This window comes from Labedaea rhizosphaerae, from assembly GCF_004362825.1.
GTDB classification, from domain to species: domain Bacteria; phylum Actinomycetota; class Actinomycetes; order Mycobacteriales; family Pseudonocardiaceae; genus Labedaea; species Labedaea rhizosphaerae.
The window spans coordinates 407,236-432,432 of the sequence record NZ_SNXZ01000003.1; the positions used below are offsets into that span (position 1 = coordinate 407,236).

Annotated in this window: 21 protein-coding genes; 11 read left to right on the forward strand and 10 right to left on the reverse strand. The window is 71.4% G+C overall.

The window, feature by feature from the left end:
- Window positions 1–75 precede the first annotated feature (75 nt).
- Window positions 76–1,173, reverse strand: coding sequence for a hypothetical protein (locus tag EV186_RS18930; protein ID WP_133850653.1), 1,098 nt, complete (start codon window positions 1,171–1,173; stop codon window positions 76–78).
- A gap of 118 nt (window positions 1,174–1,291) precedes the next feature.
- Here EV186_RS18930 and EV186_RS18935 point away from each other — a divergent pair, with 118 nt between their 5' ends.
- From EV186_RS18935 to EV186_RS18945, 3 genes are all read left to right on the forward strand, one after another.
- The gene (locus tag EV186_RS18935; RefSeq protein ID WP_166659229.1) at window positions 1,292–2,749 is read left to right on the forward strand and encodes a serine/threonine-protein kinase; all 1,458 of its coding nucleotides are present in this window, start codon (window positions 1,292–1,294) and stop codon (window positions 2,747–2,749) included.
- A 164-nt stretch (window positions 2,750–2,913) separates the two neighbouring features.
- Entirely contained in the window at window positions 2,914–5,106 is a 2,193-nt protein-coding gene (locus tag EV186_RS18940) for an MMPL family transporter (protein WP_133850655.1), read from the forward strand.
- An 88-nt stretch (window positions 5,107–5,194) separates the two neighbouring features.
- On the forward strand, window positions 5,195–6,814 hold the full coding sequence (locus tag EV186_RS18945) for a coiled-coil domain-containing protein (RefSeq protein ID WP_133850656.1): 1,620 nt from the start codon (window positions 5,195–5,197) through the stop codon (window positions 6,812–6,814).
- Between the two features lie 52 nt (window positions 6,815–6,866).
- Here EV186_RS18945 and glgA read toward each other — a convergent pair whose 3' ends face one another.
- The 4 genes from glgA to EV186_RS18965 all read right to left on the reverse strand — a co-directional run bounded on the left by glgA (window position 6,867) and on the right by EV186_RS18965 (window position 13,578).
- Window positions 6,867–8,021: a glycogen synthase gene (gene glgA, locus EV186_RS18950; protein ID WP_133850657.1), complete on the reverse strand. Its 1,155-nt coding sequence runs from the start codon at window positions 8,019–8,021 to the stop codon at window positions 6,867–6,869.
- Window positions 8,022–8,070: 49 nt separating this feature from the next.
- On the reverse strand, window positions 8,071–10,248 hold the full coding sequence (gene recG, locus EV186_RS18955; RefSeq protein WP_133850658.1) for an ATP-dependent DNA helicase RecG: 2,178 nt from the start codon (window positions 10,246–10,248) through the stop codon (window positions 8,071–8,073).
- A gap of 11 nt (window positions 10,249–10,259) precedes the next feature.
- Window positions 10,260–11,666, reverse strand: a complete 1,407-nt coding sequence (locus tag EV186_RS18960; protein ID WP_133850659.1) for an MFS transporter — start codon at window positions 11,664–11,666, stop codon at window positions 10,260–10,262.
- 280 nt (window positions 11,667–11,946) lie between these two features.
- Window positions 11,947–13,578, reverse strand: coding sequence for a DAK2 domain-containing protein (locus EV186_RS18965; RefSeq protein WP_243754140.1), 1,632 nt, complete (start codon window positions 13,576–13,578; stop codon window positions 11,947–11,949).
- Between the two features lie 237 nt (window positions 13,579–13,815).
- On the opposite strand from EV186_RS18965, the gene rpmB reads away from it, so the two are divergent.
- A complete protein-coding gene (gene rpmB, locus EV186_RS18970; protein WP_133850660.1) occupies window positions 13,816–14,007 on the forward strand; it encodes a 50S ribosomal protein L28 in 192 nt (63 codons plus the stop codon).
- A gap of 30 nt (window positions 14,008–14,037) precedes the next feature.
- Here the strand turns inward: rpmB and EV186_RS18975 are convergent, their stop codons facing one another.
- Both EV186_RS18975 and EV186_RS18980 read right to left on the reverse strand, forming a co-directional pair.
- Entirely contained in the window at window positions 14,038–15,210 is a 1,173-nt protein-coding gene (locus EV186_RS18975) for an MFS transporter (protein WP_133850661.1), read from the reverse strand.
- A 33-nt stretch (window positions 15,211–15,243) separates the two neighbouring features.
- A complete protein-coding gene (locus EV186_RS18980; RefSeq protein WP_243754141.1) occupies window positions 15,244–15,918 on the reverse strand; it encodes a uracil-DNA glycosylase in 675 nt (224 codons plus the stop codon).
- A 37-nt stretch (window positions 15,919–15,955) separates the two neighbouring features.
- Between EV186_RS18980 and EV186_RS18985 the strand changes: the two genes are divergently transcribed.
- From EV186_RS18985 to eda, 7 genes are all read left to right on the forward strand, one after another.
- Entirely contained in the window at window positions 15,956–16,993 is a 1,038-nt protein-coding gene (locus EV186_RS18985) for a sensor histidine kinase (RefSeq protein ID WP_208115679.1), read from the forward strand.
- Window positions 16,986–18,062, forward strand: a complete 1,077-nt coding sequence (locus EV186_RS18990; protein ID WP_133850662.1) for a hypothetical protein — start codon at window positions 16,986–16,988, stop codon at window positions 18,060–18,062. The genes EV186_RS18985 and EV186_RS18990 overlap by 8 nt, the downstream gene beginning before the upstream one ends.
- A complete protein-coding gene (locus tag EV186_RS18995; protein ID WP_133850663.1) occupies window positions 18,044–18,697 on the forward strand; it encodes a response regulator in 654 nt (217 codons plus the stop codon). Before EV186_RS18990 ends, EV186_RS18995 begins: the two co-directional genes overlap by 19 nt.
- A gap of 92 nt (window positions 18,698–18,789) precedes the next feature.
- Entirely contained in the window at window positions 18,790–19,623 is an 834-nt protein-coding gene (locus tag EV186_RS19000; protein WP_133850664.1) for a peptidoglycan DD-metalloendopeptidase family protein, read from the forward strand.
- On the forward strand, window positions 19,623–20,636 hold the full coding sequence (locus tag EV186_RS19005; RefSeq protein ID WP_208115680.1) for a GH25 family lysozyme: 1,014 nt from the start codon (window positions 19,623–19,625) through the stop codon (window positions 20,634–20,636). The genes EV186_RS19000 and EV186_RS19005 overlap by 1 nt, the downstream gene beginning before the upstream one ends.
- Before the next feature lie 227 nt (window positions 20,637–20,863).
- Window positions 20,864–22,729 carry a phosphogluconate dehydratase gene (gene edd / locus EV186_RS19010; RefSeq protein WP_133850665.1) on the forward strand — a complete coding sequence of 622 codons (1,866 nt, stop codon included), beginning with the start codon at window positions 20,864–20,866 and terminating at the stop codon, window positions 22,727–22,729.
- Window positions 22,726–23,340 (forward strand): bifunctional 4-hydroxy-2-oxoglutarate aldolase/2-dehydro-3-deoxy-phosphogluconate aldolase, encoded by a 615-nt coding sequence (eda, locus tag EV186_RS19015; protein ID WP_133850666.1) that lies wholly within the window; start codon window positions 22,726–22,728, stop codon window positions 23,338–23,340. The genes edd and eda overlap by 4 nt, the downstream gene beginning before the upstream one ends.
- On the opposite strand, the gene EV186_RS19020 is transcribed toward eda, so the two are convergent.
- The 3 genes from EV186_RS19020 to EV186_RS19030 are packed head-to-tail and all read right to left on the reverse strand — an operon-like array spanning window position 23,341 to window position 25,153.
- Window positions 23,341–24,195: a M48 family metalloprotease gene (locus EV186_RS19020; protein WP_133850667.1), complete on the reverse strand. Its 855-nt coding sequence runs from the start codon at window positions 24,193–24,195 to the stop codon at window positions 23,341–23,343.
- Window positions 24,195–24,716, reverse strand: coding sequence for a gamma carbonic anhydrase family protein (locus EV186_RS19025; RefSeq protein WP_133850668.1), 522 nt, complete (start codon window positions 24,714–24,716; stop codon window positions 24,195–24,197). The genes EV186_RS19020 and EV186_RS19025 overlap by 1 nt, the downstream gene beginning before the upstream one ends.
- Window positions 24,689–25,153, reverse strand: coding sequence for a GNAT family N-acetyltransferase (locus tag EV186_RS19030; RefSeq protein WP_133851348.1), 465 nt, complete (start codon window positions 25,151–25,153; stop codon window positions 24,689–24,691). The genes EV186_RS19025 and EV186_RS19030 overlap by 28 nt, the downstream gene beginning before the upstream one ends.
- Window positions 25,154–25,197: the final 44 nt, after the last annotated feature.

Consider the following 25,197-nt stretch of genomic DNA (forward strand, 5'->3'; position numbering starts at 1 on the left):
GTACCCCGAGTGTCCCGGCTACCGGGAGGATCGTTCCAGCATGCGATCGCGGGTGCGTAGCGCCCGATCAGGTGATCAGTTGGCGGGCAGCGAGATGGTGATGGTCGCCTTGCTGCGCACCGGCTTCGGCTTGTACGTGGCGGTGCTCACCTCGCAGATGGCGGTCTTCGGCGCGATGGTGAGCGTGCCCTGGGCGAAGTCGGCGGGCACCTCGAAGGCGACGACGGCCTGGGTGTCGCCGAGCGCGTTCGGTTCCGACTGGACCGAGGACGCCGCCTCGGACGGCTTGTACACCTTGCCGGCCGCGTCCTTGAGCGAGTAGCCGGTCAAGGGCGTGACACAGGGCGTGTAGCTGCCGGACGCGCTGTCCTCGTTGATCGACAACGTCAGCCAGCCGTTGGCCGGGTCCGACGGCACGGCGGCGTCCTTGCCGGTGAAGTAGCCGAGGTCGAGGTTCTCCACCGTGAGCTCGTTGACCTGGTCTTCACCGGTGTCGAACGCGTGGACCTTGTACGAGACGGGCGAGATCGCCTCCTGGCGCACGGTCGTGCCGCTCGAGGAGCGGTACAGCGCGGCCGGCCGGTCGCCCTTGGGCGTGGCCTGCAGCAGGTCGAAGCTCTGCACGACGTTCGACGCCTTGAGCTCGAGGTCCACCGCGCGGCGGTTCTGCGCGGTCGCGACCACGTAGTGCAGCTGCGCGCCACCCTCGGAGCTGCTGCTGCTCGAGTCGCTGCCGAAGAACTCGGGGAGGGTGCGCTGGGTGCCGTCGACGTTGACGTCGGCGACCACCTTGTCGCCGACGCCCTCGGCGCCCTCGTCCTGCGCGACCGACACGGTGAAGGCGAGCAGCGTGCCACCGGCCGCGGCCCGGTAGGACTCCCCGCCCGCGGTGTCGTTGACCTGGTCGGCCGTCCCGACCTCGACGATCTTCACCGAGGTGGCGTAGCTGCGGATCAGACCGTTGGCCACCGGCTGCATGCGTGCGCCGTCCGCGCTCTCGACCTGGACGACCTCGCCGAGTTGCAAGGTTTTGCCGTTGAACGGCCCCTGGCTGGTGGCCGGCGCGGACGTCTTCTGACCGACTGGCGTCCCCGTGGTGTCATCACCGCACGCGGTCGCCAGCCCGGCTACCGCCACCACGGTGGCGAGCGCCACCCCCGATCGAACCCGCATCTGGTTTCCTGCCCCTTTGATCGCTTTTGCCCGGATCACCCCTGCGACGCGGCAGCGCGTCGTCCGGTTGCGCCATCCTGCCATTGGTGTCGAATCGGGCGCTCTAGGCTGGACATTTGTGGACGATCTCGATAGGTGGACACCCGTCTCGGTACTCGGTACGGGCGCGTTCGGTCAGGTGCACCTCGCGTGGGACCGGACCGACCGCCGCTGGGTGGCGCTCAAGAGATTCACTGGTCAGGACGAACTCGGCCTGCTGCGGTTCGTGATCGAGTCGCGGATCCGGGTCGACCACCCCCACCTGGTCCGGTCGCTGGCCTTCCGCCTGGTCGACGACGACGCCGTCCTGGTGACGGAACTCGCACGCGGCGGGTCGCTGCGCCAGCTGATGACGCGGCACGGCGCGTTGCCCGCGCCGTGGGTGGCGGCCGTGGTCGGCCAGGTGCTCGACGCGCTGGCCACGTTGCACGCGCACGGCGTGGTGCACCGGGACCTCAAGCCGGCGAACCTGCTGTTGCGTGACGCCGGTGCTGTGCCACCGCACGTCCTGGTCGCCGACTTCGGCATCGCGACGTGGCGCACGGTGTCGTTGACCGGGGTCGGCGCGGCCATCGGCACGCCCGGCTACCTGGCGCCGGAGTACCTGGACGCGGGCACACCGTCGCCCAAGTCGGACCTGTTCGCGGTCGGGGTCCTCGCCGCCGAGCTCTTGGCCGGCCAACGGTTGGTCCATCAAAGCAACTCGACCCCGGACATCCCGGCCGACTGGTCCACGCAACTGCCGATGCCCGGTGGTCTGGCGCCCAAGCTGGCGGCCGTGCTGCGACGGATGGCCGATCCCGATCCGGCCGCCCGGTACCCGGACTGCGCGGAGGCGGCCGAAGCCCTGCGGCACGCGCTGCCCGGCGCACCGGGCGTGGTCCCCGGCATCGACCTGCTGGACGGGCTGCCGGCCGGGTGGACCGCCGACGGCCCGGCCGATGCGCCCGTGGACGCGCCGACCGCCGTACCCCCGCCGGTGTCCACAGCGGACTGGACCCAGCCCGTCACCCGCCGGGCGGTCACCGGCCCGCCGACTCCCGCACCCGGCCTGCCCACCCCGCCCCCGGGCACTCCGCCACCAGGCACCGCGCCCTGGCCCGCACCGCCGGTGCCCCTCCCACCGAAGAAGCGGCGACGGGCACCGTGGCTGGCCGCGGCCGCCGTGCTCGCGGTGCTGGTGGGCGCCGGAATCATCTGGGCCGTGACCGCCAACCACACGACGCCCGGCGGCCCAACCCCCACCGGCACCGGGCACCCGGCGGCTCCGCAACCCGCCTGGACGCCCGAGCCCCTCGCCCAGTGCGCGCTGGCCGAACGTGGCGCCGAGCGCACCATCGAGGGCCGCTCGGCGCGCTGCCAGCGAACCTCGGCCACCCGCCAGGACTGGGTCGCCGAGCCGGCCGGCGGCTTCCCGGTCTCCAACCCGTCGGGCCCGTTCCCCGGCGAGGCGTGCGGCGCCTCGCCGGACACCGACTACAGCCCGACTGGCGTCCCGTTGACCTGCGTTAAACGCAAGTGGACCGCGCGAGCCTGAGAAAGTCGTTGTAGGACAAAGGTTTTCCCGCCCCTGGGGAGCATCCTCCCCGACCCGGTGGTGGTGCTTGCACCACCCCGAAGCTGGGGCGCACCCCCGTGCCCGGCGCCGTCGCCGCCACGACGATCGGCGGCAGGCACTGGGGTCGGAGGAAGGGAAAACCCGTGAACAAGCAACCAGCCGTGCGGATCGCTCGTTGGAGCGCGACGCACCCGTGGCGCGCGGTCGTCTTATGGCTTGTCTTCGTGGCGGTGTGCGTCGGCGTCGGGAGTGTCGTCACCACGGTCAAGGCCACCGATGTCGACCTGTCCGTCGGCGAGTCGTCCACCGCGGCGGCCATCCGGGAAGCGGGCAAGTTCGACGACCACCCGCAGGAGAACGTGCTGATCACCGCGAAGGCGGGTCAGCTCGACCAGCGCCACGCCATGGCGGTCGCGGGCGAGGCGAGCGCGCGGATGCACGCGCTGCCCGAGGTGCTCAGCGTCGGCGACCCGGCACCGGCACCGGACGGCAAGGCCGTGACCTTGCCGTTGACCATGCGCGGCCCGCCCGAGGACGGCGACGCGCACGTCCAGCCCTTGCTGGACGCGACCGCCGCGGTCCAGGCCGCCCACCCCGACCTGCGCGTGGAACAGGTCGGCGACGCGAGCCTGGACAAGGGCATCGGCGACCAGCTCGGCAACGACTTCGAGCACGCGGAGATCCTGAGCCTGCCCGTCACCCTGATCATCCTGCTGGTCGCGTTCGGCGCCATCACCGCCGCCGGCGTGCCCGTGCTGCTCGCGCTCTCCGCGGTCGGGTCGTCGATCGGGCTGGCCGCGCTCGCGTCGCACGTGTTCCCGGACAGCGGTTCGACCAGCCAGGTCATCCTGCTGATGGGCATGGCGGTCGGCGTCGACTATTCGTTGTTCTACCTCAAGCGCGAACGCGAGGAACGCGCGAAGGGCGCGAGCCACGTGCGTGCGGTGGAGATCGCCGCGGCCACCTCCGGGCACGCCGTCGTGGTGTCGGCGTTCGCCGTCATCGTCTCGATGGCCGGGCTCTACCTGGCCGACGACGCGATCTTCAACTCGCTGGGCACCGGCTCGATCATCGTGGTCGCCGTCGCCATGATGGGTTCGCTGACCGTGCTGCCCGCGCTGCTGGCCAAGCTCGGCAAGCGGGTGGACCGCCCGCGTGTGCCGTTGCTCTGGCGGCTGACCAACCGCGGCGGCGAGCCCCGGCTCTGGCCCGCGCTGCTCAAGCCGGCGCTGAAGCACCCGGCGATCACCCTGGTCGTGTCGGTCGGCGCGCTGCTCGCCCTCGCCCTGCCGGTGCTGGACATCAAGCTGGCGAGCAGCGACATCACCACGCTGCCGCGCGAGATCCCGGCCGTGCAGGCCTACGACCGGCTCACCGCGGCGTTCCCGAGCGAGGGCACCACGAACGTGATCATGGTGCAGGCCGGCGCCGGCCAGGCGGGCGCGGTCGACGCGCAGGTCGGCGCGCTGGCCAAGCGGGTGGCCGCCGATCCGCTGTTCGCCCATGACCAGAAGCCGCGGGTGACGGTCTCGGCGGACAAGACCGTGCACATGATCAAGGTCGGCATCCCGTTCGAGCCGAACACCGAACAGGCCAAGCAAAGCGTCGAACGGCTGCGTGGCGACATCGTCCCGGCGACGCTCGGTCATGTCCCTGGGGCAAGGACCGCCGTATCGGGGGAAGTGGCCGGCAACATCGACTACACGCAGCACGTGAAGGACAAGCTGCCGTGGGTCGTCGGGTTCGTGCTGCTGCTGACGTTGCTGATGATGGCTTACGCGTTCCGCTCGCTGGTGATCGCGCTGAGCGCCATCGTGCTCAACATGCTGTCGGCGGGTGCGGCGTTCGGCGTGATGAGCGCGGTGTTCCAGCACTCGTGGGCCGAGGGCCTGCTGGACTTCCACTCCACGGGCGCGATCGTCAGCTGGATGCCATTGTTCGTGTTCACCATGCTCTTCGGGCTGTCCATGGATTACCACGTGTTCGTGGTGAGCCGGATCCGCGAAGCGGCCATGCGCGGTATGCCGACCCGCGAAGCGGTGCGCGCCGGGATCACGCGTTCGGCGGGCGTGGTCACCAGTGCGGCGGTCGTCATGATTTCCGTCTTCGCCATTTTCGCGACGCTGAGCATGATCGAGATGAAGCAACTCGGCGTCGGCCTCGGCGTCGCGGTGTTGATCGACGCCATGATCGTTCGCGTGCTCGTCTTGCCGTCGCTGATGTCGTTGCTGGGCAAGGCGAATTGGTGGCCTTCGCGTGGTGTGCGGCGTGCGTCCACACAGGTCGTGCCCGATTCCGCCGCGGCGACGCAACCGCTTGCGAAGATCGGCGGTTAGCGAATTTCCTGCCGGGGCTCGATCGGGCGGTCGAGCCCCGGCAAGGCGGTCTACTCCCCCGCACAGGTGACCCTCTAAAGTGGGGCACATGCAAGGTGCTGGCGACGCCGACTCCGGTCCGAAGGTCCCCCATTTCGATGTCGTGCTGCGTGGCTACAACCAGCGGCAGGTGAACGAACGGGTCACAAGGCTGACCTACGACCTGCGGACGGCGGCCAGCTCACGCGACGAAGCGCAGACCCAGGTGCGCAAGCTCTCCGAGACCCTCGGCGGTCTGCAGCGCGAGCTCGCCGACACCCGCGAGCGGCTGCATCGCTTGTCCCTCAAGCCCAACAGCACCGAAGGCATGACCGAGCGGGTCCGCCTGATGATGCAGTTGGCCGAGGAGGAGATCGCCGAGTTCAAGCGCCAGGCCGACGAGTGGGGCAAGGCGACCCGCTCGGCCGCCGAGCAGTACGCGGCCAAGACCCGCGGTGAGGCCGACAGCTACAGCGCCGAGGTCCGCCAGAAGGCCGACGAGTACGACCGCTCCGTGCGCGCCGAGGCCGAGGCGTACGCGAAGAAGCTGCGCGCGCAGCACGAGCAGATCACCGAGGAGCTCAAGCAGCGCCGCGAGGAGCTGGAGGTCAAGTACACCCAGCACCACGACGAGCTCGACACCGAGTACGACGGCCTGCGCAAGAAGCTCGCCGCCGAGCACGACGAGCTGATGGCCAAGTCGCGCGCCGACATCGAGCGTGCGGTGGCCGCCAACGAGGAGCGCATGACCGAGCTGGCCCTCGAGGCCGAGGCCGAGCGTGCGCGTCTGGCCGAGGAAGCCGCCGCCGCCCGCGACGCCGACCGCGTCACGTTCGAGCAGGAGCTGGCCGCCGAGAAGGCCGCCGCCCAGCAGGCGATCAAGGCCGAGGAAGACCGCATCGCCCGCCTGGACGCCGAAGCGGCCAAGCAGCGCGACGCCTTGCTGGCCGAGCACAACAAGCAGCTGGAAGCGGAGAAGGCCGAGGCCGCGGCGCTCATCAAGGCCGAGGAAGACCGCATCGCCCGCCTGGACGCCGAAGCGGCCAAGCAGCGCGATGCCCTGCGGGCCAAGCACGACGAGGAGCTGGCCGCGGAGAAGGCGGCCGCGCAGGAACTGATCAAGGCCGAGGAAGAGCGCGTGGCGAAGCTCGACGCCGACGCCGCCAAGCAGCGCGAGGCCCTGAAAGCCGCCCTGGACAAGGAACTGGCCGAGCAGAAGGCCACGGCCCAGGCCGCGATCAAGGCCGAGGAAGACCGCATCGCCCAGCTCGACGCGGACTCGGCGAAGCTGCGGGAAGAGCTGGACGCGGAGTCCGAGCGACGCCGCGCCGAGGCCGAGCGCACGACCGAGGAGAAGGTCGCGAAGCTGGTCAGCGAGGCTCAGGCCGCCGCGGAGAAGCTCCACAACGACGCCCGCACCAAGGCCGAGGCGCTGACCGCGGACGCCGACCGCCGGATGGCCGAGGTCACCGCCCGCGAGCAGGCCGCCGAGAAGCACGGCAAGTCGATGACGGAGAAGCTGTCGGCCATGTTCTCGGCCCTCGAGGAGGCCCGGTCGCACTTCGGCCTGGGCGAGTCCGTCGAGGAGAAGCCGGCCGAGTCGGTCGAGGAGAAGCCGGCCCAGGACAAGTCGTCACAGGACAAGTCCGGACAGCGGTCACCGGCGCAGGCTGGGAGCAACCGCCGCTGATGCAGTGCCTTGAATGGCCCATTCGGGGCGGTCAACGCCTCGAATGGGCCATTCAGGGCAGTACCGACTCGTACACGGCCACGGTCTGCTCGGCCACCGAGGCCCACGAGAAGTCCTGCTCCGCCCGTCGCCGCCCGGCCGCACCCATCGCGGAAGCCAGGCCGGGGTCGGCCAGCACCCGGTTCACCCCGGCCGCCAGCCCGGCGCGGAAGGCCTCCGGGTCCTCCTCGGCGTAGTGCACGAGCACGCCGGTCTCCCCGTCCACCACGACCTCCGGGATCCCGCCCACGTCCGAGGCGACCACCGCCGTCCCGCAGGCCATGGCCTCCAGGTTCACGATCCCCAGCGGCTCGTAGACCGACGGGCACACGAACACCGCCGCGTGCGACAAGATCTGCCGGACCTCGTCGGCAGGCAGCATCTGCTGGATCCAGTGGACCCCGGGCCGGGCGGCCGCGAGCTCGTCGACGGCGGCGGTGGTCTCGGCGGCGATCTCCGGCGTGTCCGGCGCTCCGGCGCACAGCACGAGTTGCACGTCCGGGTCGAAGCCGTGCGCCGCGGCGACCAGGTGCCCGACGCCCTTCTGCCGGGTGATCCGCCCGACGAACGCGACGTAGGGCCGGGACGGGTCGATCCCGTGCTTCACCAGGGCATCGGTCTCCGCGATCGGGTGGTAGGCGACCGCGTCGATGCCGTTGCGCACCACGTGGACCCGCGAAGGATCGAGCGACGGGTAGCAGTCGAGCACGTCGGCCCGCATGCCGTCGCTGACCGCGATGATCGCGTCGGCCGACTCGTAGGCGGTCTTCTCGACCCAGGACGACACCCGGTAGCCGCCGCCGAGTTGCTCGGCCTTCCACGGCCGGCGCGGCTCCAGGGAGTGCGCGGTGACCACGTGCGGCACGCCGTGCAGCAGCTTGGCCAGGTGCCCGGCGTGGTTGGCGTACCAGGTGTGCGAGTGCACGAGGTCGACCTGCGCCAGCGCGGCCGTCATCGACAGATCCACCGACAACGTCTGCAACGCGGCGTTCGCGTTCTCCAGCCCGGGCGCGACGGCGTGCGCCTGGACGCCCTCGCGCGGCGCGCCGAAGCAGTGCACGTCCACGTCGACCAGGTCGCGCAGGCGCGGCACGAGGAACTCCACGTGCACGCCCGCCCCGCCGTAGACCTCCGGCGGGTACTCCCGCGTCACCAACCCGATTCGCATGCCACGACCGTACTCAGCCGGACGGGTTCGTGGATCACCTGCCGCGAGGTCAGGTCTTCTCCAAGTACTCCGCCCGTTCGTCGGTCATCAGCTCGTTGACGATCTCCGCCAGGCCCGGGTAGGCCGACAGCGACGGGTCCTCGTCGGCCAGCAGCCGGGCCTCGGTGCGGGCGTTCTCGATCACGTCGACGTCGCGGAGCAGGGACAACAGCTTCAACGTGGAGCGCTTGCCGGACTGCGTGGCGCCCAGGATGTCGCCCTCGCGGCGCAGTTCGAGGTCGAGCTGGGCCAGTTCGAAACCGTCCACTGTGGACGCCACCGCGGCCAGGCGTTCGCGGGCGATGGTGCCGTCCGGCGACTCGGTGACCAGCAGGCACAACCCCGCCGCCTTGCCGCGGCCGACACGGCCACGCAGCTGGTGCAGCTGGCTGATGCCGAACCGCTCGGCGTCCATGATCACCATCGTGCTGGCGTTGGGCACGTCGACGCCGACCTCGATGACGGTGGTCGCGACCAGCACGTCCAGCTCCGCGGCGGCGAACGCGCGCATGGTCGCGTCCTTCTCGTCCGCGGGCATGCGGCCGTGCAGGATGCCCATGCGCAGCCCCTTCAGTGCACCTTCCGCGAGCTTGGGCGCGACCTCCAGCACCGCGAGCGGCGGGCGGCGCTCGTCGGAGCCGTCGGGCGGTGGTTCGCCGTCGTCCTCGGCCTCGTCCTCACCGATGCGCGGGCAGACGATGTAGGCCTGGTGGCCCTTCTGCTCGACCTCTTCACGCAGGCGCTGCCACGTGCGGTCGAGCCAGGACGGCTTCTCGGCCATCGGCACGACATTGGTGCTGATCGGCGAGCGGCCCGCGGGCAGCTGGCGCAGCGCCGAGGTCTCCAGGTCGCCGTAGACGGTCATCGCCACGGTGCGTGGGATGGGCGTCGCGGTCATGACCAGCACGTGCGGGCTCACGCCCTCGTTTGCCCGGCCACGCAAGGCATCGCGCTGCTCGACGCCGAACCGGTGCTGCTCGTCGACCACCACGAACCCGAGGTCGGCGAACGACACCTTGTCCTGGATCAAGGCGTGCGTGCCGACCACGATCCCGGCGGCGCCGCTGGCCGCGTCGAGCAGTGCCTGCTTGCGCCGCGCGGCGGGCAGCGAACCGGTCAGCAACGTGATGCGGGTGGCGTGCTCGGGCGCGCCCAGTTCACCGGCCTGCGCGAGGTCGCCGAGCAGGTTGGTCAGCGAGCGGGCGTGCTGGGCGGCGAGGACTTCGGTGGGCGCGAGCAGCGCGGCCTGCCGGCCCGCGTCCACGACCTGCAGCATGGCCCGCAGCGCGACGATCGTCTTGCCGGAACCGACCTCGCCTTGCAGCAGCCGGTTCATCGGATGCGTGCCCGCCAGGTCGGCGGCGATGTCCACGCCGACCTCCTGCTGGCCGTCGGTGAGGGTGAACGGCAGCCGCGCGTCGAACGCGTCGAGGATGCCGCCGGGCTTGACCGGGCACGCGGGCGCCGGACGCGCGGCCGCCGAACTGCGCCGCAAGGCCAGGACCATCTGCACGGACAGCGCTTCGTCCCACTTCAACCGCGAGCGGGCGGACTCGACGTCGGCCCACGAGGACGGCTGGTGGATCAGGCGGACGGCCTCGTCGTAGCCGCGCAGCTTGCGCCGCTGCCGGACCGACGGCGGCATCGGGTCGGGCAGCTCGTCGAGCACCGCGAGCACCTGCCGGATGCACCGCCCGACTTGCCAGGACTGGATCTTCTGGGCGGCCGGGTAGACCGGGATCAGGCCCGAGAGGAAGTCGTCGACGGCGGACTCGTCGTCGTCGTTCTCAAGGAGCTGGACCTCGGGGTTGGCCAGCTGCAGTTTGTTGTTGAAGACGGTGACCTTGCCCGCGAAGAGCGCGCTGACCCCGACCTTGAGCTTGCCTTCGAGGCGGTACTGGTTGAAGAACGCGACCTCGAGCCTGCGCTGGCCGTCGGTGATCTCGACGTTGAGGATGCGGCCCTTGCGGTTGCGCATGGAGCGCGCGGACGCCTTGGACACGCGCGCCATCACCGTGACGTGCTCGCCGACCTCGAGCCCGGCGATGTCGGTCAGCTCGCCCCGCTCGGCGTAGCGGCGCGGGTAGTGCCGCAGCAGCTCACCGACTGTGTTCAGGTCGAGGCCGCCCAGCGCCTTCGCCGACGCCCGGCCGATGATCGTTTCCAGCTTGGTGTCCAGCGTTGCCATCGCCCGCGAGACTATCGGCCCCCACCGACGCTTTCGGTGACCCGGCCGCCGCGTCGCAGGGCGACGAGGGCGAAGGCGAGCAGGCCGACGCTCAGCACGCCCATGATCATCGCCAGTTCGTGCAGGCCGGCGTCGTCGGCCTTGGCGCCGATGGTGAGGCCGAGCAGGGCCGAGGCCATGTTGGCGCCGACGTATTGGGCGGTGCGGAGCAGGCCGGACGCGACGCCGATGACCGACGTGGGCGCCACCGCGTACATCGCGGACTGGTTGCCGAGGCCGTTGAAGCCGTTGGGGATGCCGAGGACGGCGGCGATGAGCACCAGCACGACGAGCTCGGTGTGGCTGTGCACCAACAGAAGCGCGGCGCTGCCGACGAGCAGGGCGCCGCTGCCGATGGCGAGCACCGGCCGGACACCCAGGGTGCGGATCAGCCGGGCCGCGATCACCGTGGTGAGCACGCCGACGCCCGCCACCGGAAGGACGACAAGGCCCGATTGCGCGGAGGTGAGGCCGCGCCCGCGTTCGAGCCAGTTGGGCAGGCCGAAGAACACCGAGTAGAACAGCACGTACGTCACGGCTTGGCGCAGGTATGTGCGGCTGAGCGCACGGTTGGCCACGAGCATCCGCACGTCGATGAACGGCGTCGAAGCACGCAGTTCCCACCAGATCAGCCCAACCGCGCCGAGCACCGTCGCGGCCAGCAGCCACCAGTTCGCCGTGAGCAGGGCGAGCAGCAAAGCGGTCAGGCTCGCGACGAACAACAGCGAACCCGGCAGGTCGAGCTGCCGGATGCGGTCGCGTGCGCTGGCGCGTTCGACCGGGCCGTCCGGGCGCACCCACAGCAGCACGAGGACCAGCGACGCGATGGCGACCGGCAGGTTGACCCAGAAGATCGACCGCCAGCCGAGCAGCAGGATGAGAACGCCACCCAGCGGCGGACCGAACGCGACGGCCGACTGCCCGGCGGCGGAGATCGCGCTGAGCCCGCCCATGGGGTTCGCGTCCCCCACCTCGTCGGCCCAGCGCCGGATCAACGCGACGCCGGCCGGGTAGCCCGCGGACGTGCCGATGCCGAGCAGCACGCGGGCGGCGACCAGCCAGCCCAGACCGGGGGCGAACGGCGCGAGCGTCGCCGCGACCATCACGATGAACAGCCCGGCGATGAACACCCGCCGCGGCCCGAACTGGTCGGCCAGCCGGCCCATCATCGGCTGCCCGACCGCGGTCGCCAGGTAGAGGCCGGAGACCAGCCAGACGACCTCCGCACCCGCGTGGAACTCGTCGCCGATCGCCACCAGGGCGACCGCGATCATGGACGAGTTGAGCGCGTTGAGCAGGGTGCCGAGGACCAGCGGGACCACCAACCGCGCCGGGACGCGGCGCACAGCGGTATCGGCGGTATCGGCGGTGGCTGGCACTCCACCAATGCTAAGCAATGCTAAGTATTGTCGCCACGCGGTGTGCGCTCGCCCACGACCGCTGAGCAACGGCGCCCCTCGTGAGTCACTGCCGACGAGCCGCCTTGATCGACACGTGCCCGCGCACAGGCGCCGCCTACTGCTGAAAAATTCTCGCGCGCGCGAGACAAACCCCCGCCCGTCCCGGGGGCACCCCTTCAGCCAGTCTATCGAGGTCAGCGGGGGTGTGGGGCGCCAGAGGCGGATCTGTGGACAACTACCCGCCTGTGGAAAACCCCGCTCACTCGACGCCGATGGCCAGCACCGTGTCGGGCTGGCCGCCCGGGTAGACGGCCAGTTCCGCCTCCGGGCGCTCCCGGCGCAGGAAGTCCTCGAGCTCGTCGGCCAATCCTTCCGGCGCACCGGCGCCGAGCAGCACCGTGACCAGCTCGCCGCCCGCGGCCAGCATCCGGTCCACCACCGCGCAGGCCGCCCGGGTCACCGCCTCCTCGTCGGCGGGGCCGGGCTCGATCAGCACCACTTCCCCGTCGGTGAAGCCGAGCACGTCACCCGCGGCGACCCGGCCGACCCACGACATGGCGTCCTCGGTCGCCACCGTCACGTCACCGCGCCGCATCGCCGCCGCGGCCTCGGCCATGCCGACGACGTCGTCCGAGGCGGTCCGGCGCACGTCGTGCACGGCCAGCGCGGCCAGCGCCTGCACCGGCGACGCACACGGCACCACCACGACGTCCTGACCGCCGGCCACCGCGCGGATCGCGGCCTCGTCGGCCAGCTCGGTGAGGTCGGCGCCGGCCGGCAGGACGGTGACCTGCGCCGCTCCGGTCGACCCGATCAGCTGCAGCAGGGCGTAGGCGTCGGCCGACTCGTCGACCACCAGGACCGTCGCGCCCTCCGCCCGCGCCAGCTCGGCCAGGCCCTCGCCACGCCCGGCGACCACCACGGCCCGGTCCGTGCCGAACCGAGGCGAAGCGGCCACGGGCTCGTCGGCGAAGCGGGCGACGGTGATGCGGTGCGGGCGCCCGGTCTCGACGCCGACCTCGATGGCCGCGCCGATGTCGTTGCAGTGCACGTGCACGGTCCACAGGCCGTCGCCGTCGCCCGCGACCGACACGCAGTCGCCCAGCCCGGACAGCGTGTCGCGCAGCCGCACCGCACCCTGCTCGTCCGCGCCGTCGATGAGGTACATGACCTCGTAGGAGTACTTCTCCGACCCGGCCTCGCGCGCCGTGACCAGCGACTCCGGCGTGCGCTGCGGGGCGATCAACGCCGACATGCCGATCGGTTCGTCGGCGACCACCGAGAGCAGCGACTCCAGCACCACGACCGCGCCGCGCCCACCGGCGTCGACCACGCCGGCCTCGGCGAGTTGCGGCAGCTGGCGCGGGGTGCGGGACAGGGCGTCGGCCGAGGCGTTCACCGCGGCCACGGCCACGTCGTGCAGGTCACCGGTGTGCACGCCGGACGCCGCCGAGGCCGCCGCGTGCAGGACGGTCAGCATCGTGCCCTCGACCGGATCCGACAGCGCCGCGGCGGCCAGGTCCGACCCGCGCGCGAGGGCGGCGGCCAGCCCCTCACCGTCTACTTCGGACTCATCGCGGACCGCTTCGGCCATGCCACGCAACAACTGCGAGAGCAGTACCCCGGAGTTGCCCCGCGCACCGGTGAGCGCGCCCTTGGCGAGCACGCTCAGGGCTTGCCCGGCTCCGGACCGCTCAGCGGCGGGTGCCCGCAGCAGGGCGTCGAGCCCGGCACGCATGGTCGCCAGCATGTTGGCGCCGGTGTCGCCGTCGGCCACCGGGTAGACGTTGATGCGGTTGATGGCATCCTTGTGCGCGTCGAGCGCCTGCACGCAGGTCGCGGCGAGGCGGCGGACCGCGGCGGCGTCCAGCACCTGCAGAGGTCCGGTCAAGATTCGCCCCCCGGGGCGGCGGTGAGCGGGGCGAAGGGCACCGGGCTCGTGCGAATGGTCTTCGGCAACACGGCCCTCCCCTTCCGCGGTCGGAGCGCTCAGCCTAGCGAGGCGACCCGGTTTGAACCGCGCCGCAGCCACCGGTTACCCTGTATCGAGTTGCCCGGCCTGGCTGGGCGTGTCCGTGTTGCCGAACCATGGCGCGCGGAGGTTACCCAACCAGAAGGAGTGACTGACGTGGCTGCCGTCTGCGACGTCTGCGGCAAGGGGCCGGGCTTCGGCAAGTCGGTCTCGCACTCGCACCGCCGAACCAACCGTCGGTGGAACCCGAACATCCAGACCGTGCACGCGAAGGTCGGTCTTTCGCAGCGCAAGCGTCTGAACGTGTGCACCTCGTGCATGAAGGCCGGCAAGGTCACCAAGGGCTGAGCCGCAGCGACCAGATCGGCGCCGGTGACCTCAGGTCACCGGCGCCGTTTCGCGTGTCCGGACCCGCAAGACCAAGGCGGCGAGGCCGGACAGCAGCGCGGCGGTGCCCGCGACCGCGAACGTCCACCGCGGCCCGATCGCGCCGACCACGAAGCCGCCCGCGACCGTCCCGCTGACGTTGGCGGTGTTGAGCAGCGACCCGGTGGCCGCGAAGACCCGTCCACGTTGGTCTTCGGGTGTGCGTAGCCGCACCAGTCCCTGCTGGGTGACGTTCTGCACGGCGTTGCTGATCCCGCCGAGCAGGAAGCACGCGCCGTTGACCAGCACGAACGGCACCGCCGCGGGGATCATGGACGCGAGCCCGATGGTGCAGCCGGCCACGCCGAGCCCGGTCACCAGGGCGTGCACCGAACGCAGGCGCGCGGCGACGCGCGCGCCGGTGAGCATGCCGATCATCCAGCAGCCCTGCAGCAGGCCGATGGTGATCGCACCGCCACCCAGGACGTCGACGACGAAGAACACGTCGGCGACGTTGATCAGCACGATGCCGGCGATCGTCACCGCGAGGCTGGCCACGACCGTCAGCAGTACCGGGTCGGCCCGCAGGAACCGCCAGCCGTCCAGGGCGCGTGGCCGCCGTTTATGCTGGTGCGGAACCCGATCGGCGCGAAGGGTGAGTACCAGAGCCGCGTCGACCAGGTAGGTCAGCCCGTCGACCAGCAGTGCGCCATGCGCGCCGAGCAGCCCGACCAGGACCCCGCCGACCGCGACGCCGACGAGCGTGCCGAACGAACGGCCGGTCGCGACCCACGCGTAGCCGCGGGTCGACCACTCCTCCCCCGCCACCGCGGGCACCAGCGCCGACGCGGTCGGGTTGGCGACCGACGCGCCGAACCCGACGAGCACCAACCCGATCAGCACCACGGGCAGGCTCGCCAGCCCCAGGATGATCAACCCGACCCCGCCGGCCTGCAGCACGAGGGCCGAGGAGAGCAGCCGCTTGTTGGGCAACCGGTCCACCAGCACCCCGGACACCGGCGCGGCGACGATGACCGGCACCAACTCCGCGATCAACACCGCGGCCACCGCGAGCCCGCCTTTGGGCTGGGCCTGCAACAACAAGACGATGCCGGTCATCGCGCTGCCGAACACCGAGACCGCGAGACCGGAGGCGAGCAGCAGCAGATCCCGTCGTCCCCTCATGGGTCCGACCCTAGGGATCGAGCAAAGCGTTTATTACGGGAGCTTCCAGTCCACCGGGTCGCCGCCCTGCTTGACGAGCAGCTCGTTCGCACGGCTGAAGGGCCGCGAGCCGAAGAAGCCGTTGTGGGCCGACAAGGGGCTCGGGTGGGCGGATTCGATGCACGGCACCGGATCCAGCAGCGGCTTGAGGTTGCGGGCGTTGCGGCCCCACAGGATCGCGACCAGCGGGCCACCGCGGGCGGCCAGCGCGCGGATCGCCTGTTCGGTCACCGCCTCCCAGCCCTTGCCCTGGTGCGAGTTGGTCTTGCCCGGCTCCACGGTGAGCGCCCTGTTGAGCAGCAGCACGCCCTGCTCGGTCCACGGCGACAGGTCGCCGTTGGACGGCAGCGGGTGGCCGAGGTCCTCGGCGTACTCCTTGTAGATGTTGACCAGGCTCTTGGGCAGCGGCCGCACGTCCGGGGCCACGGAGAACGACAGCCCGACGGGGTGGCCCGGCGTCGGGTAGGGGTCCTGGCCGACGATCAGCACCTTCACCTGGTGGAACGGCTGCTTGAACGCGCGCAGCACGTTTTCCCCGGCCGGCAGGTACTTGCGCCCGGCGGCGATCTCGGCACGCAGGAACTCGCCCATCGCGGCGATCTGTGCTTCGGCGGGCTGCAACGCCTGCGCCCAGCCGGCTTCGACGATCTCACTCAACGGCTTTGCCACCCGCGGAACTCTAGTCCCGGGGGTTAGGGTCTGGCGGGTGGGCAGCGCCGAGGCCGAGTTCCTCGCCGCCGCGCGCCGGTTCGCCGGTCCGATCCGAGCGCTCGCCCTGGTGCTGATCAGCACCTTCGGGACGCTCGCGGTGCCGGGCGAACACCTGGCGCTCGGGTTGGCGCTGCTCGGCTTCGTGCTCGCCAGCGCGGTCGTCGAGTGTTCGGGACACGCGGTGTTCGTGCTCGCCGTGGCGCGGGTGCTCGCCCTCTGCCTCACCCAGGAGTGGATCCCCGGCCAGTGGGCGTTCAACGCGCTGACCATCACGGCGATCACCTTGCAGTGGGACCACCCGCCGAAGATCGCGTGGCCCACGACCACCGGGCTCCTCGCCGTCTACCTGGCGGTGGCGGGACTGGGCACCGCGGCGGAGATCGGGCCGCGGTTGGTGGTCGAATGTGCCTTGGCGCAGCTGGGTTTCCAGCTGTTGCGACGGTCGAGCAGGCGGGTGGACCGGCTGCGGGCGCGACGCGTCGAGCTGGAACGCGCGGAGGCGCTCTCGCGTGAACGCCGACGCCAGGAACGCGAATACCTGGCGCTGCTGCACGACACCGCGAGCGCGACGTTGCTCATGGTGACCGACGGCGCCGATCCGGACCGGGTCGCCGAGTACGCGCGGCACGACCTCGCCGTGCTCACCCGATCGACCACGCAGGACAGTCCGGTCGACCTGGGCGCGGCACTGCGGTCCGTTGTGGACCGTGGGCCGCTGACCGTGCACGCCGACTTGCCGACCGGGTTGCGGGTTCCGGCCGCCACCGCGTTGGCGGTGGTGCGCGCGGTCCGCGAGGCGCTGCTCAACGTCGAGCGGCATGCCGGCGTCCGGACCGCGAGCGTCCGCGCCGAGCCCGGCGTGGTGACCGTTCGCGACGACGGCATCGGCTTCGAACCGGACGCGGTGACCCCGGCCCGGCGCGGCATCCGCGGCTCGATCGTCGACCGGATGCGCGACGCCGGTGGCAACGCGACCATCACCTCGAGCGCGGGCAACGGGACGATCATCCGGTTGGTGTGGCCCGATGCGTGATCACGTCCACCCGACCATGCGGCTGGCGCTGCTCGGCGTCGTCGCCGTCGTCCAGTTCGGCCTCTGCCCGCGCACGCTCTTCGGCTACGCGCACCGTCCGATGTGGCTCGCGCTCACCGCGTTCGCCGCGTTGGGGCTGGTCACGATCGCGTGCGCGATCTGGGTGCTGCGGCGCGAACCGTTGCCCACGGCGGTGATCGCGGTCGGCACAGTGGTCGCGTTGGCCGCCTCCGTCGCCGCGAGTGCCGCGCTGCCACCGGACGAGCACATCGGCGCGGGCGACTGGCCGCTGGGGTTGGTCGGCTGGCACCTGCTGCTGTTGCTGCTGGACCGGGTTCCGTTGCTGCTCACGGCCTTGGCCGCACACTTGACGAGCAGCGTCGCGCAGTTCTTCCTGGCGGGCGGCACCGATCGCGGGCGGGTCGGGACGGCGGCGATCATCGTGTTCGGGGCCGTGACGCTGCAGCTGGCGGTCGTCGTGTTCACGCGGGTGTTGCGGCGCAGCACCGCGCAAGCGGTTGCGGCGGCGGCCGAACGGGACCGGCAGGCCATCCGCGTGGCCGTGGCCGAGCAATGGGAACAGGGGCAGCGAGCGGTCTTCGCCGAACAGCTGGGCGAGGTCCTGCCGCTGCTCGCCGGGCTCGCCGACGGCGAGCTCGACCCGCGAGCGGCCGGCACCCGGCAACGGTGCGCGCTGGCCGCGACCCAGTTGCGCCGGTTGTTCGCGGAGAACGACGACGTGCCGGATCCGTTGGTGCACGAGGTGTCCGCGTGCGTCGACGTGGCCGAGCGGCGCGGGCTCGACGTGTCGCTCGCGGTCAGCGGAGCCGCGGTCGACGTGCCCGCCGACGTGCGTCGCGACCTCACCGGCCCGGTGGCCACGACGTTGTCGGCCGCGCGCACACGGGCGCGGGTGAGCGTGTTGCGCACCGACGACGAGGTGCGGGTCGCCGTCGTGTCGGACGCGGGAACCGGCCTGGCCGCCGCTTCGTCAGCCCACGTGGAGGTCGAGTGCGGCGTCTACGGTGAGCACACGCGGATGGAGGCCCGGTGGCGGCGGACGAGCTGAGCGCGGTCGTGGTCGACGACCACCCGGCGATCCGCGCCGGGGTGATCCACTGGCTTTCCTCCGGCACGCCCCCGATCCGGGTCGCGGCCGCAGGCGACGACCCCAAGGTCGCATGGGTCGGCGACGGCGCGGAAGCCGACGTGGTCATCCTCGACCTGCACCTCGGCGGGCCGGCCCCGGCGCTGGGCGAGCTGCGTAGGCTGGTGCAGGCCGGCCGCCACGTCGTCGTCTACTCGATGCGCTCGGATGACGAAACCGCGTTGCAGTGCCTGGAACTCGGGGCGCTGAGCTACCTGACCAAGGCCGAGGGCGCCGAACACCTGTTGCAGGCCACCAGGATCGCGGCCCTCGGCCGCGCCTACACGCCGCCCTCGCTCGCGGGTGCGCTGGCGGGCGACCGGTCGGCGAGCCGGCCGGCGTTGTCGGCGCGCGAGACCGAGGTGCTCGTCGAGTGGTTCCAGTCCGAGTCCAAGGACTTCGTGGCGCAGCGCCTGGGGATCTCCCTCAGCACGGTCAACACGCACCTGGAGCACATCCGGGTGAAGTACGCGATGAGCGGCAGGCAGGCGCCGACCAAGGCGGCGCTCGTGGCCCGGGCGATCCAGGACGGGCTGGTGCGCCTCGAGGACCTTTGACCCGAATGGCGGTCGGTCGAACACCTGATGTCCGCGCACCCGCACCGCCCTACGTTCGTGGCAAAGCAACCATTGGACGTGGGAGTCGGTCGATGAGCAACAACGGACTCAGCAGGCGGACCTTCTTGCGCGGGACGGCGGCGGCCGGCGTGGTCACCGCGGCCGGGATCGGTGCGGTGACGGCGTTCGCCGACGTGCCCGGGTTCTACAACCCGTTCGCCGCGTACCCGATCACCGGCACCTGGCAGGACCACCTCAACGAGGGCTCGCTCGGCGGCATCGACTTCGGCATGGCCGTCGGGACGAACCTGCCCGCGTGTGGCGCGGGCGTGATCACCAACATCCCGGAGAACGGCACCGGCGGCAACACCGTCACCATCACCCACGACAACGGCTACCGCAGCCAGTACATGCACCTGTCGCAGTTCTTGCTGGCCAACGGAACCCGCGTCGGCATGGGCGCCGTCGTCGGCCTGTCCGGTGGTGCCGCCGGTGCGCCGGGCTCGGGCAACTCGACCGGTCCGCACCTGCACTGGCACATGATCAACCCGAGCGGCGTGCGCATCAACCCGCTGGAGTACGTGGGCGGCGGTGGTGGCGGTGGCCTGCCGAAGACCACGACCGAGTCGGACGGCGTGCCCGGCCCGATCATGTGGAAACGCACGCAGAACTGGCTGCGCATCGAGCAGGGCTACGCGGGCCCGATCGACGGGGTGCCCGGCGTGAACACCTACGCGGCGCTGCAGCGCGCGATGCGTGCGTACGGCTACGGCGGGCCGATCGACGGCGTGCCGGGCCCGAACACGTGGGCGGCGGTGCAACGCCTTGCCGCGCAATGGGGTTACACGGGTCCGGTGGACGGCGTGATGGGCCCGAACTCGTGGCGTGGGTTCGCCCGGTTCGTCAACCAGGACAAGTACAGCTGATGTTCGCGCAGCCGTTGATCGCGGCGGTCATCGCCGTCACCGCGATGGTGCCACCCGGGACGACCCCGGGTGTGGACGTGTCGGGCTCGCAGGCCGGGATCGACTTCAGCCAGGTCGGTGGTTTCGCCATCGTCAAGGAGGGCGGCTCGCAACTGGCGAGCGGCCCGTATGTCAGCACGTCCTACCCGGGCCTGGTGGCAGGCGCACGGGCACACGGGTTGCACGTCGGGCACTACTGGCTGTCCGGCGACTTCCTGTCGCCGACGGCCTCGGCCGACTACTTCGTGGACCACCTCGTGGACTACCGGCCCGGCGATGTGCTGGCGCTGGACGACGAGGTCCTCGACGACTCGACCCGGTTGTGGAACGACGCCGACGTGGCCGCGTTCTTCACCCGCGTGCACGAGCGCGTCGGCGACCACGTGCCGTGGCTCTACATCGGCGCGGGGAACCTGCGTTCGCAGTCGTGGCCGCAGACGATCGCGACCGGCACCAAGCTCTGGGTCGCGTCGTGGGGCGCGAACGACGGCACCTATCCCGGCGAGCCCGACCTCGGTGGCGCCTATCCGGCGTGGAGCGTGCACCAGTACACGTCCAAGGGCTCGGTCGGCGGGATCCGCGTCGACCTGGACGTGGCCAAGGCCGACGCGTTCGACGTCGTGACCCCGAGCGATCCGGTCCCGCCCGCGAAGCTGCCGAAGACCACGACCGAGACCGACGGCGTGCCCGGGCCGATCATGTGGGAACGCACGCAGAACTGGCTGCGGATCGAGCAGGGGTACACAGGCCCGATCGACGGGGTGCCGGGCGTGAACACCTACGCGGCGTTCCAGCGAGCGATGCGCGACTACGGCTACTCCGGGCCGATCGATGGTGTCCCGGGGGTCAACACGTGGGCGGCGGCGCAACGGCTGGGGCAACGGTGGGGCTACACGGGTCCGGTCGACGGCGTGATGGGGCCGAACTCGTGGCGCGCGTTCGCGAAGTTCGTCAACCAGGACAAGTACGACTAGGCCATCTCCTGAGGGGAATGCGGGGCCACGGCGCGGAGTGGCCCCGCATTCCTGCGTTCTAGCCGCCTTCCAGCGGGGTGGCACAGCATGGGTTGTATACGCGTACTGAATCGATTTTGACAGGCAAGCGAGCGCATCGGTAATGTGCGGGACGCCACGCCCGGTGGACCGCCAGCGACGTCGTTTCCCGGCCTGCCCGATGAGAGCTGTCGAATCGGAGACGACCCATGAGCGTGCCCCATCCTGTTGTTGCTGCTGTGACCCAACGGATCACCGAACGCAGCGCCCGCACCCGTGCCGCGTACCTGCGCCGCGTCGAGGCCGCCGCCACCGAGGGCCCGGTGCGCGCGGGGCTCGGCTGCAGCAACCTGGCCCACGGGTTCGCCGGCTGCGGTGGTCAGGACAAGGTCACCGTCAAGGAATCCAGCACTCCCAACGTCGCCATCGTCTCCGCCTACAACGACCTGCTGTCGGCGCACCAGCCGATGAACGAGTACCCGGCGTGGATCAAGGACGCGGCACGCGCCGCGGGTGGCGTGGCGATGTTCGCCGGCGGCGTGCCCGCCATGTGCGACGGCATCACGCAGGGCCGCACCGGCATGGAGCTCTCGTTGTTCAGCCGCGAGGTGATCGCGATGGCCACTGGCGTCGCGCTCGCCCACGACATGTTCGACGCGACGCTGTTGCTCGGCGTGTGCGACAAGATCGTGCCCGGGCTGCTGATCGGCGCGCTGTCGTTCGGGCAGCTCCCGGCGATCCTGGTGCCGGCCGGGCCGATGGCCTCCGGCCTGTCCAACGGCGAGAAGGCGCACGTGCGCCAGCTCTACGCCGAGGGCCGCGCGACCCGCGAGGACCTGCTCGCCAGCGAGTCGAAGTCGTACCACTCGCCCGGCACGTGCACGTTCTACGGCACGGCGAACTCGAACCAGCTCGTCGTCGAGGTGATGGGCCTGCACCTGCCGGGTGCGACGTTCGTTCCACCGGGCACGCCGTTGCGCAAGGCGCTCACCGAAGCCGCCGGCCGCCGCGCCGTCGAGATCTCCGCGCTGGGCCCGGAGTACACGCCGCTGGCACGCGTCGTGGACGAGAAGTCCGTCGTGAACGGCGTCGTCGCGCTGCTGGCCACCGGCGGCTCGACCAACCACACGCTGCACCTGGTCGCGATCGCCGCGGCCGCGGGCATCCAGTTGTCGTGGGACGACTTCGCGGACCTGTCGGCCGTCGTGCCGCTGCTGGCCCGGATCTACCCGAACGGCCAGGCGGACATCAACCACTTCGTCGCCGCGGGTGGCGTGCAGTTCCTGATCGGCACGCTGCTCGACGCCGGGCTGCTGCACGCGGATGTGACCACTGTGGACGGTCCGGGCCTGGACCGCTACCGCCGCGAGCCGGTGCTGGACGCGGGCGAACTGGTCTGGCGCGCCGGGCCGTCGACCTCCAGCGACCTGGACGTGCTGCGGCCGGTGGCCGAGCCGTTCGCGCCGGACGGCGGGCTGCGGATGCTGTCGGGCAACCTGGGCCGCGCGGTGATCAAGGTTTCCGCGGTGGCGCCGCAGGACCGGGTCGTGCAGGCGCCCGCGCGGGTGTTCACCAGCCAGCAGGAGTTCGAGGACGCCTACCGCACCGGCGAACTGGACCGCGACGTCGTGATCGTGTTGCGGCAACAGGGTCCGGCGGCCAACGGGATGCCGGAGTTGCACGGGCTCACGCCCCAGCTCGGTTCGCTGATGAGCCGCGGCCACAAGATCGCACTGGTCACCGACGGCCGGATGTCCGGCGCGTCGGGCAAGATCCCGGCCGCGATCCACTGCACGCCCGAGGCCGCGCACGGCGGCCCCATCGCCAAGATCCACGACGGCGACCTGATCCGGTTGGACGCGGTCAGCGGCACCATCGAGGTGCTGGCCGACCTGGGCGACCGGATCCCCGCCGACCACACGGTTTCCGACGAGGAGTGGACGGGCACGGGTCGCGAACTGTTCGCCGCGCTGCGCAAGGCGGTCGGCCCGGCCGACACCGGGGCGAGCGTCTTCGGTCCCGGCTACGACTGCCCTGAAACCGCCGACGAAGAAGGACTGGAGCTCACCGCATGACCGACTTGCTTGCCGTCTCGCCGGTGGTCCCGGTGGTCGTCCTCGACGACGAAGCCACTGCGGTCGACGTGGCCAAGGCGTTGCTGGCCGGCGGGATCGGCATCGTCGAGGTGACGCTGCGCACCCCGGCCGCGCTCGAGTCGATCCGCCGGATCGCCGCCGAGGTGCCGGACATCGTGACCGGAGCCGGGACCGTGACGGCACCGGAACACGCGAAGGCGGCGGCCGCGGCGGGCGCTTCCTTCCTGGTGACGCCGGGGTGCACCGACCAGGTGCTGGACGCGTGCGCCGAGACCGGGCTGCCGTTGCTGCCGGGCGCGGCGACCGTGTCGGAGGCGATGCGGTTGGCGGAGCGCGGTTTCACGGCGCTCAAGTTCTTCCCGGCGGAGGCCGCGGGTGGCGTCGCGTACCTGAAGTCGATCGCGGGACCGTTGCCCGGCTTGCGCTTCTGCCCGACCGGCGGGATCACGCCCGCGTCGGCGCCCGGCTACCTGGCGTTGAAGAACGTCGGGTGCGTGGGCGGCAGCTGGCTCACGCCCGCGGACGTGGTGAAGGCCGGCGACTTCGACAAGATCCGGGACCTCGCCGAAGCCGCCACCAAGCTGCGCTGATCAGGCCAGGGCGTCGCCTTCGAACAGGTCGAGGGCCGCGCGGCCGTCAGGCTCAGCGGGAGTGTCGGGCAGCTTCGCCACCTCGGCCACGCGTGCGGGATCGGGAACCGGGTCGCGGTCGGCGATGAACTCGTGAAACACCTTGGCCAGGTTCGGTGGTGCCTGCCCGTCGGACAGGTGTTCGGCCGCGAACTGCGGCCACGCCGAAGCGATGGCCGCCCGCATGCGCAGGGCCTCGACCACGGTCGAGCGGCCGGTGCGGCGCACGGCTTCGGCGTCCGCCCGCGCGAGCTGCGCCCGCACCGACTTCCCGGCCACGGCACGGAAGAGACCGGCGAACGCCCGGAACAAGGGGCCGATCAACAGGATCTTGCCGGACGACGCCACCGCGCGGTCCACCTGCTGCTGGGCCCGCCACGCGAACGAATCGCGGGCGAACTCCTGGATCAGCGTCGCCCGCAGCTGCCCGACCGAAAGCCCGGCCAGCAGCGGGATGCCGATCAGCAGCGACCGGCGGCCACGCACCAGACCGAGGAACTTCGCGTCCTCGATCAGGGCCAGGTCGGCGACCGACACCAGGGTGATCTCGTCCGGCGCCCTGCTGCCCACCTCGCCGGCCGCCGAGCGCACGGCGGCCCAGAAGTCCGGCTGGGCCGCGGGATCGACCGGGAACGACGGTCCGGCGGGCACCACCGGGCGGAAGCGCGACACGCTCCAGACCAGGGCGGCGACGACCGCGGCGAGCACCGCGCACAGGATCGTCCACGCGGTGCTGCCGGCGATCGCGATCCAGACCAGCGCGGCCACCAGCGCGATCGCGACCACGTAGAACCCCGCGACGAGAACGCGTGCCATCAGTCCACCCGCCGCAGGTTCGCCTTGAAGGTCCGGACGTTGGCCACGTAGGTCGCGACGATGCCGGACGTCATGTCCTCGGGCACCTCGTGCCCTTCCCGCACCCGCGCGGGCACCCCGAGGACCATCGTGCGCGCGGCGACGTGGCCGTTGAACGACACCACCGCGCCGGCACCGACCACGGCACCGTCCTCGACGACGGAACCGTTGAGCACCACCGATCCCGACGCGATCAGGCACCGCGCACCGATCGTCGCGCCCTCGATGTGCACGTTGTGGCCGACGACGCAGTCGGGGCCGATCACCACCGGGTGGAACTGGGTGCAGTGGACGACCGAACCGTCCTGCACGCTGGTCCGCTCGCCGACCTCGATCGTGCCGTAGTCACCACGCAGCACCGCTTGCGGCCACACCGACGCCTGCGCGTGCACGGTGACCGCGCCGATGACCGTGGCGTCGGGGTGCACGTAGGCGTCGGGGTGGATGGTCGGGATCAGGTCACCGAGGGCGTAGATCGCCACATGTCCTCCGAAAGCGCTTTGCCCAGGTGCACGCTCTCCGGCGCGCACCGGTAGTAGCCGAACGGCTCGATGTCGACGTAGCCGCTGGACGCGTAGAGCGCCAGCGCCTCCGGCTGCGCCTGCCCGCTCTCCAGCACGATCCGCTTGCCCCCGGCCTCGAACGCCGTGCGCTCCAGCTCCGCGAGCACGGCCCGCGCGAGCCCCCGCCCGCGCGCCTGCGCCGCCACGAACATGCGCTTGATCTCGATGTCACCGGCCAGCAGGTTCGGCTCGTCGGCGCTGGCGACGCGCCAGCCCCCGCACGCGACCGGCGCGTCGTCGAGGTAGGCGACCAGGAACAGCCCGTGCGGTGGCGCGAACTGGGCCGGGTCGACCGGGCTGTCGTCACGACCGCCGTACCGGACCACGTACTCCTGCTGCACGAGCTCGATCAGCATGGCCGCGTCCGGGTGGTCGTAGGGAACCGTCCGAATCACGGGCA